At 70.4% G+C, this 13,318-nt stretch carries 13 protein-coding genes; 6 read left to right on the top strand and 7 right to left on the bottom strand.

Annotation, left to right across the window (positions count from 1 at the left end; all coding sequences use genetic code 11):
* Position 1 precedes the first annotated feature (1 nt).
* The 6 genes from P1V51_02720 to P1V51_02695 are packed head-to-tail and all read right to left on the bottom strand — an operon-like array spanning position 2 to position 5,978.
* On the bottom strand, positions 2 to 1,621 hold the full coding sequence (locus P1V51_02720; protein ID MDF1561928.1) for an ATP-binding protein: 1,620 nt from the start codon (positions 1,619 to 1,621) through the stop codon (positions 2 to 4).
* A 24-nt stretch (positions 1,622 to 1,645) separates the two neighbouring features.
* Positions 1,646 to 2,341, bottom strand: coding sequence for a glycine cleavage system protein H (locus P1V51_02715; protein MDF1561927.1), 696 nt, complete (start codon positions 2,339 to 2,341; stop codon positions 1,646 to 1,648).
* Positions 2,341 to 3,063, bottom strand: coding sequence for a hypothetical protein (locus P1V51_02710; GenBank protein MDF1561926.1), 723 nt, complete (start codon positions 3,061 to 3,063; stop codon positions 2,341 to 2,343). The genes P1V51_02715 and P1V51_02710 overlap by 1 nt, the downstream gene beginning before the upstream one ends.
* Positions 3,064 to 3,087: 24 nt before the next feature.
* Positions 3,088 to 4,314, bottom strand: coding sequence for a polysulfide reductase NrfD (gene nrfD, locus P1V51_02705; GenBank protein ID MDF1561925.1), 1,227 nt, complete (start codon positions 4,312 to 4,314; stop codon positions 3,088 to 3,090).
* Positions 4,311 to 5,174, bottom strand: a complete 864-nt coding sequence (locus P1V51_02700) for a 4Fe-4S dicluster domain-containing protein (protein ID MDF1561924.1) — start codon at positions 5,172 to 5,174, stop codon at positions 4,311 to 4,313. Before P1V51_02700 ends, nrfD begins: the two co-directional genes overlap by 4 nt.
* A gap of 39 nt (positions 5,175 to 5,213) precedes the next feature.
* Positions 5,214 to 5,978 (bottom strand): glycine cleavage system protein H, encoded by a 765-nt coding sequence (locus tag P1V51_02695; GenBank protein ID MDF1561923.1) that lies wholly within the window; start codon positions 5,976 to 5,978, stop codon positions 5,214 to 5,216.
* A gap of 317 nt (positions 5,979 to 6,295) precedes the next feature.
* On the opposite strand from P1V51_02695, the gene P1V51_02690 reads away from it, so the two are divergent.
* The 4 genes from P1V51_02690 to P1V51_02675 all read left to right on the top strand — a co-directional run bounded on the left by P1V51_02690 (position 6,296) and on the right by P1V51_02675 (position 10,019).
* Positions 6,296 to 7,288 carry a thiamine pyrophosphate-dependent dehydrogenase E1 component subunit alpha gene (locus tag P1V51_02690; protein MDF1561922.1) on the top strand — a complete coding sequence of 331 codons (993 nt, stop codon included), beginning with the start codon at positions 6,296 to 6,298 and terminating at the stop codon, positions 7,286 to 7,288.
* Between the two features lie 35 nt (positions 7,289 to 7,323).
* Positions 7,324 to 8,424 carry a transketolase C-terminal domain-containing protein gene (locus P1V51_02685; GenBank protein MDF1561921.1) on the top strand — a complete coding sequence of 367 codons (1,101 nt, stop codon included), beginning with the start codon at positions 7,324 to 7,326 and terminating at the stop codon, positions 8,422 to 8,424.
* A 91-nt stretch (positions 8,425 to 8,515) separates the two neighbouring features.
* Positions 8,516 to 9,043 (top strand): ClpXP protease specificity-enhancing factor SspB, encoded by a 528-nt coding sequence (locus P1V51_02680; GenBank protein ID MDF1561920.1) that lies wholly within the window; start codon positions 8,516 to 8,518, stop codon positions 9,041 to 9,043.
* Positions 9,044 to 9,053: 10 nt separating this feature from the next.
* On the top strand, positions 9,054 to 10,019 hold the full coding sequence (locus P1V51_02675) for a hypothetical protein (protein ID MDF1561919.1): 966 nt from the start codon (positions 9,054 to 9,056) through the stop codon (positions 10,017 to 10,019).
* Here P1V51_02675 and P1V51_02670 read toward each other — a convergent pair.
* Positions 10,016 to 10,702, bottom strand: coding sequence for a response regulator (locus P1V51_02670; protein MDF1561918.1), 687 nt, complete (start codon positions 10,700 to 10,702; stop codon positions 10,016 to 10,018). The two genes, P1V51_02675 and P1V51_02670, sit on opposite strands and share 4 nt — an antisense overlap.
* Positions 10,703 to 10,833: 131 nt before the next feature.
* On the opposite strand from P1V51_02670, the gene ttcA reads away from it, so the two are divergent.
* Positions 10,834 to 11,616: a tRNA 2-thiocytidine(32) synthetase TtcA gene (gene ttcA / locus P1V51_02665; protein ID MDF1561917.1), complete on the top strand. Its 783-nt coding sequence runs from the start codon at positions 10,834 to 10,836 to the stop codon at positions 11,614 to 11,616.
* A gap of 52 nt (positions 11,617 to 11,668) precedes the next feature.
* Positions 11,669 to 13,315, top strand: coding sequence for a response regulator (locus P1V51_02660; GenBank protein ID MDF1561916.1), 1,647 nt, complete (start codon positions 11,669 to 11,671; stop codon positions 13,313 to 13,315).
* Positions 13,316 to 13,318 lie beyond the last annotated feature (3 nt).

The raw sequence follows: 13,318 nt of genomic DNA, 5'->3' as shown, positions 1-13,318 counted from the left end.
CTCACTCCAGGTCGGGGGTGGGACGGCCGGGGAAGACCAGCACGAAGCGGGTGCCCTGCCCCACCGAGCTCTCGACATCGATCGTCCCGCCGTGGCGCTGGACGATCCCGTAGACCACCGCCAGACCGAGGCCGAGCCCGCGCTCGTCGCCGTGATCCTTGGTGGTGAAGAAGGGCTCGAAGATCCGGTCGAGGATCCCCTGGGGGATCCCCACCCCCGTGTCCCGGATCTCGATGCGCACCCCCGAGGGCGGCTCGGGCCGCGAGCTCAGGGTGAGGACGCCGCCCCCGGACATGGCGTCGATGGCGTTCACGCAGAGGCCGAGGAGGGCCTGCTCGAAGCGGGAGGGATCGACCAGCACCTCCCCCACCTCGGGGTCCAGCTCCAGCCGGTGCTCGACCTCCTCGAGGTCCATCATGTGCTTGAGCAGGAAGACCACCCGGCGGATCACGGGGTTGATCTCGGTGGGCTCCATCCGGGTGTCACCCTGCCGGGCGAAGGTGAGGAGGTTCGAGACGATCTCCCCGCAGCGCGCCGACTCCGAGGCGATGCCATCGAGGATCTCCAGGTCCTCCTCCCCCACCCGGGGCGAGGCGCTGCGCCCCTTCACCCGCTTGAGGAGCAGGCGGGAGTAGACCAGCACGCTGGCCAGGGGGTTGTTGATCTCGTGGGCGACCACCGCGGCCAGGCGGCCGAGGGAGGCCATCCGCTCCACCGCCAGCATCTGCTCCTGGGCGACGCGCAGCTCCTCGGTCTTCGCGTCGACCCGCCGCTCGAGGGACTGGGCCCAGACCACCAGATCGGCGTTGGCCTTCTCCAGGTCGCGGGCCGCCTGGTTCACGGCGTCGCCCAGCCGGTCGAACTCGGTGATTCGCTCTGGGGTGTGGCGGGCGGTGTAGTCGCCCTTGCCGATGCGATCGAGGGTGTCGATCAGCCTCCCCAGGGGGCGGTGGACGGCGTTGCGCACGACCGCGAGGACGATGAGCACGATGAAGACCAGGGCCAGGGTGGCGGTCCCGCCCATGAGCAGCACCGTCGGCTCGTGCCGGCGCTCGACCTCGGTCATCTGCAGGGTCACGTCGAGCACCCCGAGGAGGCGCTGCTTCTCCGGCCCGGCGTGGCAGCCCGCCACGGCGCAGGCGGGCTCGTTGTCGATGGGCCGGATCACCCCGATGGCCGGCAGCCCCTCGTAGGCGAAGCGCCGGACGCGGTCGCCGGGCGCCAGCTCGGAGAGGGGCTGCTCGTCGCCGTGACAGCGGATGCAGGCCTCGGAGCTCAGGTCGACCGCCCTCCCCTCCTCGCCGTGGGCCGAGGAGAAGACGACCACGCCCTCCTTGTTCAGCACCCGGATCCGGGTGGTGGGTGAGCGCTCCGCGATGGCGTGCACGTCGTCGTGGAGGCGCTGCCGGTCGTTGGCCAGCATGGCGCTGTGCAGCGCGCTGTAGAGCACGTCCGAGAGGCGCAGGGCGCTGTCCTGGAGGCTGCGGCGGGCGTAGCCGTCCTGGAGCTGGATCTGGATGATCGCCTGCGCCGCCAGGAGGAACGCCACCGAGACGATCAGGGTGCCCGAGAGGTGTCTCGCGAGGGTGTCCCAGCGGAGCTTGGCGAGGAGTCGCCGCATGTTGCACCGCCCTTCCCTCCCAACCTAGGGAGGAGAGGCGCGACGGACCACCGGATCCAGAAACTCCTGCTGGAAGAGGGGCCAACCCCGCTCCCCGAGCTCGGCCAGCACCCCCCGCCGCGGCAGGCCTCCGTCGGCCAGCAGCGGTGAGGCCGCCCGGCCCTCGGTGCGGGGGAGGAAGTCGAGCAGGTGCTCGAGCTCCCGCCGCAGGAAGGAGACGGCCACCGGGCCGATCTTGAGGGGACGGATCGCCGCCTTGTGGTTGCGGCTCCAGATCGTGAGCGCCCAGCCGTTGCCGTAGGGATCGTCGGTCAGCCGGCCGGGTTGCTCCTCGAGCGCCTCGTTCACCCGCTGCACCTCCCCCTCGACCGGTGAGAAGAGGCGCAGGCGCCGCCCGCCCAGCTCGAGCTCGAGCAGCGCCTCACCCCGGCCGACCCAGCGCCCCGGCGCCGGCAGGTGGACCCGCTCCACCCGCCCCAGGGCCTCCGCCAGGAAGGCGTCCACCCCGATCCGCAGCGAGCCGTCGGGGGCGATCCGCAGCCAGGTGTGCCCGGCGTCGAGGAAGGTCCCGCTCGGCAGGTGGGGGGGGCGCATCCCGGGCACCCCCGGCCGGGGCTCGGGAGCCCGCGGCAGGAGGTTGCGGCGCGGCAGCAGGAAGACGAGCGCCAGGAGCGCGAGGCCGAGGGCGACGAGGGCCAGGATGAGGGAGGTGGCGTTCATCACTCGTTCCTCTGCTGGGTCAGGAAGTGATCCTGGAAGGCCTGCCAGAGGGCGTCGTCGGTCCGGGCCAGGACGCCGACCGCCGGGTAGGCGCCGTCCGCGAAGTAGGGCGTGGCCTGGGCCGGGTGCGAGGTGAGCAGGTCGATCAGCCGGTCGAACTCGTCGTCGAGCCAGGCGTTGGCCCGCTCGCCCTCCCGCAGCCTCCCGGGCTCGGGGGTGCTCTCTCCGGGCTCGAGGGTCAGCCACTCTCCGCCGTAGGGGTCAGCGATGATCGAGCGCGGCCGGGCGATGGCGTCGTCGTCGATCTTGGCGACCACCCCGTCGACGGGGGCGGGCAGCACCCAGGCGCGCTCCCCCAGCCGGAGGGTGAAGAGGGGGTCCCCGACCTTCAGCGGGGTGCCGGCCGGGGGCACCTCGATGGCGTCGAGATCCCCGAGGACCTCGGTGACCAGGTTGTCGATCCCCACCGCCAGCAGCCCCGGCGCCCGGGCCGGGCGCACCCAGGTGTGGCCCGCGTCGATGAGCACGTCGGCCGGGGCGAAGGGGCGCTGCATCAGCGCCAGCCCGGCGCCCGTCTCCAGGACGAGCCGGCGGGGCCGCTCCTCGCTGCTCGAGCGCTGCAGCCAGATCCAGAAGGGGACGATCGCGGCGAGGAAGGCGATGACCAGGAGGTACTCGACCCCCTTGGTGGCGAACATGTCGATGTAGTGGAAGGCGTCCATGGGGTTGGCTCCTTGGAGGTGCAATCAGTGGCCCTGCTCCTGGGCCCAGCTCGGGGACTCGGAGAGGACGGGCATGCGGCGGATGACCCACCGGAAGACCCAGATCTCGGCCAGGATGACCGCGAGGGTGACCGCGATCTCCTCCCAGCTCGGGACGTAGCGGTTCACCTCGTACCACTTGAAGGCGATCACCGAGATGTTGAGCCGGTTGAGGATGATGCCGATCAGGGTCATCCCCGCGCCGATCCGGATCATCCAGAGGCCGCGCTTCGCGGCGCCCCAGAGGAAGAGGACCATCGGCACGGCGACGAAGCCCACGACCTCGAGGAGGAACCAGCCGCCCCAGCCACTCGCGAGCTCGGCGAAGCCGCCGTCGTGGATCAGCACGAGCACCTTCATGAAGAGGTAGCCGAAGATCGCCACCCCGCAGATGCGGGAGAGGCCCACGAGGATCGCGTCGTTCGAGCGCTTCACGTCCGGGGAGAGCCGGTCGTGGAAGACACGGTGGCTGATCGACCCCTCGATGATGACCATCGAGAGCCCGGCGAAGATGCTCGACCAGAAGAAGAGCACCGGGATGAACTCCGAGTACCAGAGGGGGTGGATCTTCCCCTTGGCCATCAGGAAGAGGGCGCCGAGCCCGGACTGGTGGAGGGTGGAGAGGGTGACGCCGAAGATCACGGCCCCCACGGTCAGGCCGGCGAGGATCTTCCGCGCGCGCTTCAGGCCGAGCCACTCCGCCACGACCGGCGAGAACTCGAGGAACTGCGCGGCCATGTAGAGGAGGAAGTGCCAGGCCACCAGGAAGAGGACCGAGCTGTAGCCGAAGGAGTTGCCGATGATCGGGTTGACGATGTTCCAGGGGCGGCCGAGGTCGAGGAGGAGCGCGCCGGCGTAGAAGGCGTAGGCCAGGAAGCCGTTGAGCACCGTCGCCCGCACGATGGGCCGGTACTTCTCCATCCCCAGGATGTAGACCATGAAGGTCAGCACGTAGGCGCCGCCGGCGAAGGCGACGCCGGTGATCACGTCGAAGCCGATCCACAGGCCCCAGGGGTAGGCCTGGGAGAGGTTCGTCACCGAGCCCAGCCCGTAGGCGAAGCGGATGACGATCAGCACCAGGCCCAGGAGGATCAGGGGGGCCGAGATCAGGTTGAAGGGAGTGAAGATCTTCCCCTTGGGCTTGAGCTCCCGGCCGACGAAGCCGAGGAGGGAGCCGGGGGTGCCAGCGAGGGTCTGGGTCGGGGGGCTCATTCCTGTTCCTCCTCACGCGCGACGGCGGCCTGGCGGAAGCCCAGCTGGGCCAGCGGCCAGACCATGAAGATGAAGGGGACCGAGTAGAGAAAGCCGCGGCTGTAGCCGGGGTAGGCCTCGTTCCCGATCCGGGTGGGGAAGCCGAGCTTCTCGAAGGGCACCGCGGAGAGGTAGAGGACCCCCGTGCCGCCGGCCTCGTGCTCGCCGTAGATGTGCGGGAAGTAGGTCCCCTTCGGGCTGCCGTAGATGCGCCGGCGCGCCTCCTCGAGCAGCTCGCGGCGCTTGCCGAATTTCAGCGCCTCCCCGGGGCAGTTCTCCACGCAGGTGGGCACCTCGCCCGCCTGCTGGCGATCGAGGCACATCGTGCACTTGAGGATCTTCGGGACCGCCTCGTCGTACTCGAACTTCGGCACGTCGAAGGGGCAGGAGATCATGCAGAAGCGGCAGCCCATGCACTTACGGGAGTCCCAGGTCACGGGCCCGGTGGGATCCTTGTGCATGGCGTTCACCAGGCAGGCCGAGGTGCAGGCGGGCTGCGAGCAGTGCATGCAACCCCGCTTCACGTAGATCTCCTCGCCGTCCACCTCGAAGGTGTTCACGACCGTCAGGCTCTTCGTGGTGGTGTCGCGCACACTGGCGAGGGCCTCGTCGGAGAGGTCGGGCTCCGGGAAGCCCCGCGCCTCGGCGCAGACCTCCTCGCAGGTGTGACAGCCCTCGCAGCGGGTGGTGTCGATGAGGATCCCGTTCATCTCGGGATCGGGCGCGGCCTCGCCGGTCGAGGGCCGGGCGCTCGCGAGCTTGCTGGCGAGCGCCGTGCCCCCGGCCAGGCCGACGAAGGACAGGAAGGTGCGGCGTTTCATGGGAAGGGCTCCTTCGTTCGAGACGAGAGAAGAGAGGGGTCAGGCCTCGGCCCCGAAGAGGCGCACGAGGATCTTTCGCCAGGCCCGGTCGTCGATCCGGGAGTGGAAGCCGCCGACCAGCTCGCCACCGTCGGCGAGGAGGACCGGCTGGCCCTTGAAGGCGTGCGCCAGGTGGATCAGGCGCTCCTGCTCACGGGCGAGGAAGGACCAGGCGTCGGGGTGACGCAGCAGCGTGACGCGCTCCTCCTCGAAGTGCGGCGCCTCGAGCTCGACCACCCAGCCGTCGACGTAGGGGTCGGCCTCGAGGAGGTCCGGGCTCCGCTGCAGCTCGGGGTTCGTGCGCAGGACCTTGCCGGAGACCGGCGCCTGGACGTCGACGCGTCGATCTCCGCGAGCGAGGGTGAAGAGGGTCTGTCCCTGCTCCACCCGGGTGCCGGGCAGGGGCAGCGCGATGCTCTCGTGCGGGCCGAGCGCGCGCTGCAGGAGATGATCCGCCCCGGCGTGGACCCGGTCCCGGTCGACCCGGGCGGCCCAGGCGTGGTGGGGGTGGATGGCGACGTCCACCGGCAGGTTCAGGCCCTCGGGCACCGGGTGCTCGGCCTTCTCCAGCCCCAACCAGCGGCGGAAGCCCGGGCTGGCGGCGATCGCGACGATGCCCACGATGGCCAGGAGCAGCCCCAGCGGCCGGAGGAAGAAGGCGCCGATCAGGATGCTGGGGAGGACGACGAGGGTGACGATGAGCAGGGAGACCACGGCCAGCCCGGTGATCCGGGCGGCTCGCAGGAGCGGAGAGTTGGCGCGCATGAGCTGCCTCCTTTTTTTTGCAGCCCTCGCGGTCAGGCCTCTTGCCTGCCGACGGGCTACACTCCCTCGCCACTGCAAGGCGGGGGCCTGCTCCCTCCCCTCGCGGATCGGGCCCTGGCGGCCCGTCTTCGAGGTCTGCGGGCCGGGCGGGCGTGGGATCGGGGCGGCCGGGTGTCGAGATTCACCACGGTCCACCCTCCGCGGCGCCGGTCCACCCGGCGCGGGGGCTTGCGCATCGGAGAGGCCGGACCCAAGTTGCGGTCTCGATACGGCAAAGCCTCGTGATTTCAACGCGTTGCGTCGAAGGTGAGTGAGTGATGGACCGAGAGAAGATTCGCGAGAAGAGGGCCGACCAGCTGACGGCGGAGGAGCTCCTCCACGCCCACCGGGTGATGGTGCGGGCGCGGGTGACCGAGGAGAGCGTCATCTCGCTCTACCGCCGGGGTGATGGCTTCTTCTGGATCGGAGGCCCCGGTGAGGAGGCCTTCAACGTGCCCCTGGGGCTGCAGATCGACCGGGGCTTCGGCCCCGACCACGACTACCTGCACTTCCACTACCGGCAGGCGGCGACCTACCTCGCCCTGGGCGGTGATCCCAAGGACCTGATGCGCCAGATGCGCAACACGGCGACCGACCCCTTCTCGGGCGGCCGCAACTTCGTGAACCACATCGCGGTGCGCGACTGGAACTGGATGCCGACCACCTCGACCATCGGCACCCAGTACTCCCAGGCCCCGGGCACCGCCTGGGTGCAGCGGCGCCACGGCGGCACCGGCATCTCGATCGTGACGGGGGGCGACGCCGGCTCGGCGGAGGGCGACTTCGCCACCGCGCTGATCTGGTCGTCGCGGCCGCAGCAGGAGATCCCCCTGCTCATCCTGATGACGAACAACGAGTACGGCATCAGCACCCGCCGCGAGACCCAGTGGCCGATGCGCGAGCTCATCTCCCGGGCCGAGCCCTTCGGCATCCCCTGGAAGATGATCGACGGCAACGACTTCTTCGAGTCCTGGGACGCCCTCCACGAGGCGATCGCCTACTGCCGGCGGGAGCGGAAGCCCTACGCCCTGCAGGCGAACGTCTCCCGCCTCCACGGCCACTCGTCGGCCTCGGGCGCCGCCCGCACCCACGACGAGGAGGACGCGATCCTCGCCTTCGAGGCCCAGCTCATCGAGCGGGGCGTCGCCGAGGCCGACCAGCTCGCCGCCGCCTGGATCGAGGAGCGCGAGCAGGCCGCCCGGGACCTCGAGGAGGTACGGCAGGAGCCCTTCCCGCGGCCCGAGACCATCTACGAGAACATCTACGCCTAGGCAGCGAGAGAGAAGAGAGAAGAGAGGACGAGACGATGGCGAACATGGCCCAGGCGATCCGGATGGCCCTCCACATGGCGGAGGAGCACCTCGAGCTCAAGGACGTCTTCGGAGAGGACGTCGGCCCTCCCCTGGGGGGAGCCTTCACCTGCACCCAGGGCATCAAGTGCGCCTGGAACTCTCCCCTCGACGAGCGCGGCATCATCGGCGTGGCGATCGGCATCGGCCTGACCGGCCAGCGCTGCGTCGCCGAGATCCAGTTCGCCGACTACATCCTCAACGCCATCGATCACCTCCGCATCGCCGGCATGATCCACTGGGCGACCCGCGGGATGTTCGACCTGCCCATCGTGGTGCGCACGCCGGTGGGCGCCGGCATCCACGGCTCCATCTACCACTCGCACTCCTTCGACACGATCGCCACTCACCTCCCCGGCTGGAAGGTGGTCTGCCCCTCGACGCCGCTGGACGCCTACGGCCTGCTCCTCTCGGCCATCGAGGATCCGAACCCGGTGCTCTACCTCGAGCCCAAGGGCCTGCTGCGGGTGAAGGGCAAGGAGCTGATCCCCGGCGAGCCGGCCGACGCCCGTGAGCTCTCGCGCCGCATCGACAAACCGGTGGGCGCCGACGGCGCACAGTGGGAGCCCGACTGGCCCGAGCTCGAGCTCTACCGGGTGCCGATCGGCAAGGCCAAGCTGATGCGCGAGGGCAAGCACGCCACGATCCTCTCCTACTCGCGGCAGGCCCAGATGGCCGCGAAGGCGGCCGACCAGCTGGCCATGGAGGGCTACACCTTCGACGTCATCGACCTGCGCACCCTCTTCCCCTACGACTGGGACGCGATCTGCCAGTCGGTCGAGAAGACCCGCCGGGTGCTGGTGATCAACGAGGACAGTGAGGTGACCAACTTCGGCGAGCACCTCATCCGCCGGATCGTCGACGAGCTCTTCTACGTGCTCGAGGCGCGCCCGCGCCTGCTCGCGGCCGCCAACGTCCCCGGCGTGGGCCTCCACCCGAACCTCGAGCACGCCACCGTGCCGCAGCCCGCGGACGTCCTCGAGGCGATGCGCGCCATCGCCACCGAGCGGGGCCTCGGCGAGCAGGCCGCGCCCTACGTCGTCGAGGGCGGCAAGTAGCTTCCGCTCGAAGCTGTCAAGGGGGGACGACTCCCCTCGATCCGGACTCGACTGCGCGAGCCGCTCGGATGCGCTATGACTGAGGTCGAGCATGGATGACCGAGAGAACCAACCGAGCAAGCGCGAGCTGCTGGAGTCGCTCCTCGCCGAGGGCATGGTGCTGATCCACCTCGACGCGAGCAACCCGGGCGTGGACGTCCCTCCCGGGCTGCGCGACGAGCACGAGCTCGGCCTGAACCTCTCCTATCGCTTCGCCGGCCCGCTGGCCGTGGACGAGGCCGGGGTCTACGCGACCCTCTCCTTCTCCGGCGAGCCCTACGCCTGCGCCCTGCCCTTCGACGCCGTCTACGCGATGGTCTCCCACGACACCGGCGAGGGCTTCTTCTTCCCCACCGAGGCGCCCCCCTCGGCGCTGGCCGCGCTCGCCGCGGCCCTCGAGGACGGCGAGGGGGCGATCTCGGAGGTGCCCGCCACCGAGGCGGCCGTGCCCGAGCGGCCGAAGCTCTCGGTCATCGACGGCGGCGCTCCGCCGGCGGTGGAGACGGAAGAGGACACCGAGGGTGAGCAGGCTCGGGAGGCGGGTGAGAGCAGCCCCCCGCGGCTTCGCCTGGTGAAGTGATCCCGCGCGCATGAAGCTGCACCTGCTCTTCCACGATCGCTGCTTCGATGGGCTGGCCAGCGCCGCGCTCTTCTCGGTCTTCCACCGCGCGCGCCACGGAGAGGAGAGCCCGATCACCCTGGTCGGCCTCTCCCACGGCCCCGAGGGGGGCCTCGGCGAGGGCCGCCTGGGACCGGAGGAGAACGCGGTGGTCGACTTCGCCTACCTCGCCTCCGAGCGGCTGACCTGGTGGTTCGATCACCACCGCACCGCCTTCGAGCGCCCCGGCGACGAGGAGCACTTCCGCGCCGACCGCAGCGGCCAGAAGTTCTTCGATCCCACCGCGCCCTCCTGCACCGGCTTCATCGCCCGGATGCTCGGCGAGCACTTCGGCTTCGACACCTCGGGCCACTCCGAGCTGATCGCCGCGGCCGAGCGGATCGACTCGGCGAGCTTCTCCAGCCCCCGGGAGGCCGTGGAGCTCAGCAGCCCGGCCTGCCAGCTCATGCTCTGGATCGAGCGCAGCGAGCGCTTCGAAGATCGCGTCGAGGTGGTGCGGGCACTCGGGCGCGGGGGCGTCGCCGAGGCCGTGGCCCTCCCGATCGTCGCCCGGCACCTCGGCCGCTACCTGGAGGAGCACCAGCAGGCCGCCGAGCTCATCGCCTCCCACTGCCAGCGAGGCTCCGACGTCGTCTTCTGCGACCTCTCCGGCTTCGATCTCGACGCCATCAACAAGTTCGTGCCCTACCACCTGCACCCGGAGGCCGGGTACGCGGTGATCCTGAGCCGCACCGGGGACACGGCCAAGGTGAGCGTCGGCTACAACGCCTGGCACGCCCCGGAGGCTCGCCGCCACGACATCTCGGCGATCTGCCGGGCCGAGGGCGGCGGCGGGCACCCCTACGTCGGCGCCATCACCCGGCGCCTGGAGGCGGTCGAGGACCTGCGAGCGATCGCCTACCGGATCGTCGAGCACCTCGAGGGCGACGGCTCCTAGGCGTCGTCGAGGAGCGCGAAGACGTCCATCATCAGGGGGTCGAAGGCCTTCTCGATCGAGCGGGAGGCCGGATCGACCAGCCCGGTGTCGAAGCAGTAGCGACCCTCGATCTCCCCCAGGAGCTGCGCGAAGGCGTCGGTGCCCTGCCCGTCGCGGGTGCGGGCGCCGATGATCTCGCCACCGGCCAGGACGATGGTGCCGGGCACCTTGCAGGTCACCGAGAGGGTGCCCGTGACCCGCCGCTGGTGCAGGAACTGGAGGATGGGGAAGAGGCGCTCGTCGTCGATCTCGCCGGCGACGCCGCCCTCGGTGGCCGTCCGCGTCGCCAGGGTCATCCGGATCACGTCCATCAGGCCCTGGTCGCCCAGGATGCGGGGCACCAGCTCGTCGGCCCCGACGGCCCGGGCGGTGGTGCGGTCGTCGGCGGCCACGGCCTCCTTGAGGAGGATGATCCGGGTCTGGTCCGGGGTGAGCTCCTCCCGCACGGAGAGGGCGAGCCCGTAGCCGTCGAGGCCCGGGAGGGCCGTATCCGCCACCAGCATCGAGGGCTGGGTGCGCAGGGTGCCGTCCAGCGCCGAGGGCCCGGTGGTCGCCGCGAGGGTTCGGTGCCCCTCCAGACGCACGAGTCGCCGCAGGTGCTTCAGGCGGCTCTCATCCGAGTCTGCGACGAGGATCGTGGACATCCGTGGGGAGGGTACCATCGGGCCAGGAGTGTAGCCATATCGTGAACTGCTGCCCCGGCGGTTCCCGATCGATGGATCCATCCGCTATAGAGCCGCTCGCCGCTCCTCCCACCGCAAGATCAGGAGACGAAGTGGACGGACTGGAGACCCGACAGAAGCTGGAGGCCCTCGAGCGACGCCTGCTCAACGACGTGGGCCGCTGCGTGAAGGAGCACGACCTCCTCGAGGAGGGCGACCGGGTGATGGTCGCCGTCTCGGGCGGCAAGGACAGCTATACGCTCCTCCACCTGCTGCGGAAGCTGCAGGCCCGGGCGCCCGTGCGCTTCGAGCTGATGGCGGTCACCCTCGATCAGGGCCAGCCCGGCTTCGAGGGCCAGAAGATCCAGGACTACATGGATCGGGAGGGCATCCCCTTCCGGATGCTCCGGCAGGACACCTACTCGGTGGTCCTCGACAAGGTGCAGGAGGGCAAGACCTACTGCTCCCTCTGCTCCCGGCTGCGCCGCGGCGTCCTCTACCGCTTCGCGGGCGAGGAGGGCTTCAACAAGATCGCCCTGGGCCATCACCGGGACGATCTGATCGAGACCCTGCTCCTCAACGTGCTCTACGCCGGGCAGATCAAGTCGATGCCCGCTCGCCTGACGACGGACGACGGCCGCTTCGAGGTCATCCGCCCCATGGCGCTGGTTGCCGAGTCGCGGATCATCGAGTTCGCCGCCCTGATGCAGTTCCCGATCCTCCCCTGCAACCTCTGCGGCTCCCAGGACGGACTCCACCGTCAGAAGATCAAGCGGCTCCTGGAGGACCTCTCCGCCGAGAACCCGGCGGTGAAGGGCAACGTCCTGGCCTCCCTGGGGCAGGTCATCCCCAGCCACCTCCTCGACCGGGGTCTCCTGGAGCGCCTCGCTCCCTGAAGCTCCGGCCGGCTCACTGCTATACTGATCTCCTTCCGTACCGGGTGGAGCCGTGAGCCGAAGGAACGATCCAGAAGGGGCGCTGGAGCCCATCTCGACCGCCGAGGGCGAGCCCCCGCTGCCGCGGGCGCTGATCGTCGACGACGACGCGCTCCTGCGGACGATCGTCCGTGAGGCCCTGGCCGGGGCCTTCGACTGCGTCCCGGCGGCCAGCACCACCGAGGCCCTCGAGCTCCTCTGCGAGGGCCCCTTCGCTCTGATCGTGGCGGACCAGCACCTGCCCGAGTCCAGCGGCATCGAGCTGCTGGCCCGGAGCCTCGTGCTGGCGCCGGACGCCGCCCGGATCCTGATCACCGGCTCCCCCTCCATCGAGCTGGCCCAGCGGGCGGTGAACGACGCCGCGGTGGACCGCTTCTACGTGAAGCCCCTCGACGCCGAGACCCTCCGCGCCGAGGCCGAGCGGACGGTGACCGACCGCCAGGCCCAGGCCGAGGTCTCCCGCCGGATGGCGGCCCTGCGGGAGGGCGCCGACGAGGGCCGGGCCCGGGTCCTGATCGTCGAGGACGACGACGGCTCCCTCGAGGTCTTCGAGGCGGTCCTCTCGATGGACGACCACGAGATCGTCACGGCCCGCTCGGGGCGCGAGGCCCTCGACCACCTCGGCGCCCGGGCCTGCGACCTCATCGTCTGCGACAAGAACCTCCCCGACGGCTCGGGCCTGGAGGTGCTGCGCGTCGCACGGCGGATGCACCCCGACCTGGTGGGTATCGTGATCACGGCCTACGCCTCGACCGAGGCCGCCATCGAGGCCCTGGAGGCCGGCGCCTTCGACTTCCTGCGCAAGCCGCTCTCGGACATCAACCTCCTGCGCAAGGTGGTCAACCGCGCCCTCGACCACCAGCGGCTCGGGCGGGAGAAGCAGCGGCTGCTCCTGGATCTGGTCACCGTGAACGAGAAGCTGACCCGGACCAACGCCAGCCTGATGCGGACCGAGTCGAGGCTCCGGAAGCACCTCGACGAGCTCGAGGCCCTCCAGGACGCCACGGTGATGGGCCTGACGCGGCTGGCCGAGTACCGCGACCTCGAGACCGGCGCCCACCTCGACCGGATGCGCAGCTACTCCCGGCTCATCGCCGAGGCCATCGAGGGCCAGCCCGGCTACGAGCGGGTCGACGAGGCCTTCGTCGACGCGATCTACCGGGCGGCGCCCCTCCACGACATCGGCAAGGTGGGCATCCCGGACCGGATCCTCTGCAAGCCCGGCCGCCTCTCGCCGGCGGAGTGGGAGGTCATGCGCACCCACCCCGTGATCGGCGGCCAGACCCTGGAGGAGGCGGCCCACAACGCCGGCCACGACTCCCCGGAGAGCATCCTCCACATCGGGAAGAACATCGCCTACTACCACCACGAGCGCATCGACGGCAGCGGCTACCCCTTCGGCCTCAGCGGGGAGGAGATCCCCCTCGAGGCGCGCATCGTGTCCATCGCGGACACCTACGACGCCATCACCTCGCGGCGGGTCTACAAGCCCTCGGTGCCCCACGAGAAGGCCCGGCGGATCCTCGAGGGCCTCTCCGGGGTGAAGTTCGAGCAGCGCCTGGTCGAGGCCTTCCTGGCCCGGGAGCCGGAAATCCTCGCCATCCGGCAGCGCTACGACGACGAGACCGACGGTGAGGTTCGCGCCGAGGCGGCGAGCTGATAT

Source organism: Deltaproteobacteria bacterium (assembly GCA_029210625.1).
GTDB lineage: Bacteria > Myxococcota > Myxococcia > SLRQ01 > SLRQ01 > JARGFU01.
The sequence above is the reverse complement of the archived record's forward strand: the minus strand, read 5'-3'. Positions and strand labels throughout refer to the sequence as shown.

Bases quoted from the DNA above. Each gene is read 5' to 3' on its own strand.
- P1V51_02675 (MDF1561919.1), top strand. From the start codon at position 9,054: ATGAAGCTGCACCTGCTCTTCCACGATCGCTGCTTCGATGGGCTGGCC.
- P1V51_02695 (MDF1561923.1), bottom strand. From the start codon at position 5,978: ATGCGCGCCAACTCTCCGCTCCTGCGAGCCGCCCGGATCACCGGGCTG.
- P1V51_02700 (MDF1561924.1), bottom strand. From the start codon at position 5,174: ATGAAACGCCGCACCTTCCTGTCCTTCGTCGGCCTGGCCGGGGGCACG.
- P1V51_02670 (MDF1561918.1), bottom strand. From the start codon at position 10,702: ATGTCCACGATCCTCGTCGCAGACTCGGATGAGAGCCGCCTGAAGCAC.
- P1V51_02680 (MDF1561920.1), top strand. From the start codon at position 8,516: ATGGATGACCGAGAGAACCAACCGAGCAAGCGCGAGCTGCTGGAGTCG.
- P1V51_02710 (MDF1561926.1), bottom strand. From the start codon at position 3,063: ATGGACGCCTTCCACTACATCGACATGTTCGCCACCAAGGGGGTCGAG.
- P1V51_02685 (MDF1561921.1), top strand. From the start codon at position 7,324: ATGGCGAACATGGCCCAGGCGATCCGGATGGCCCTCCACATGGCGGAG.
- P1V51_02690 (MDF1561922.1), top strand. From the start codon at position 6,296: ATGGACCGAGAGAAGATTCGCGAGAAGAGGGCCGACCAGCTGACGGCG.
- P1V51_02720 (MDF1561928.1), bottom strand. From the start codon at position 1,621: ATGCGGCGACTCCTCGCCAAGCTCCGCTGGGACACCCTCGCGAGACAC.
- P1V51_02715 (MDF1561927.1), bottom strand. From the start codon at position 2,341: ATGAACGCCACCTCCCTCATCCTGGCCCTCGTCGCCCTCGGCCTCGCG.
- nrfD (MDF1561925.1), bottom strand. From the start codon at position 4,314: ATGAGCCCCCCGACCCAGACCCTCGCTGGCACCCCCGGCTCCCTCCTC.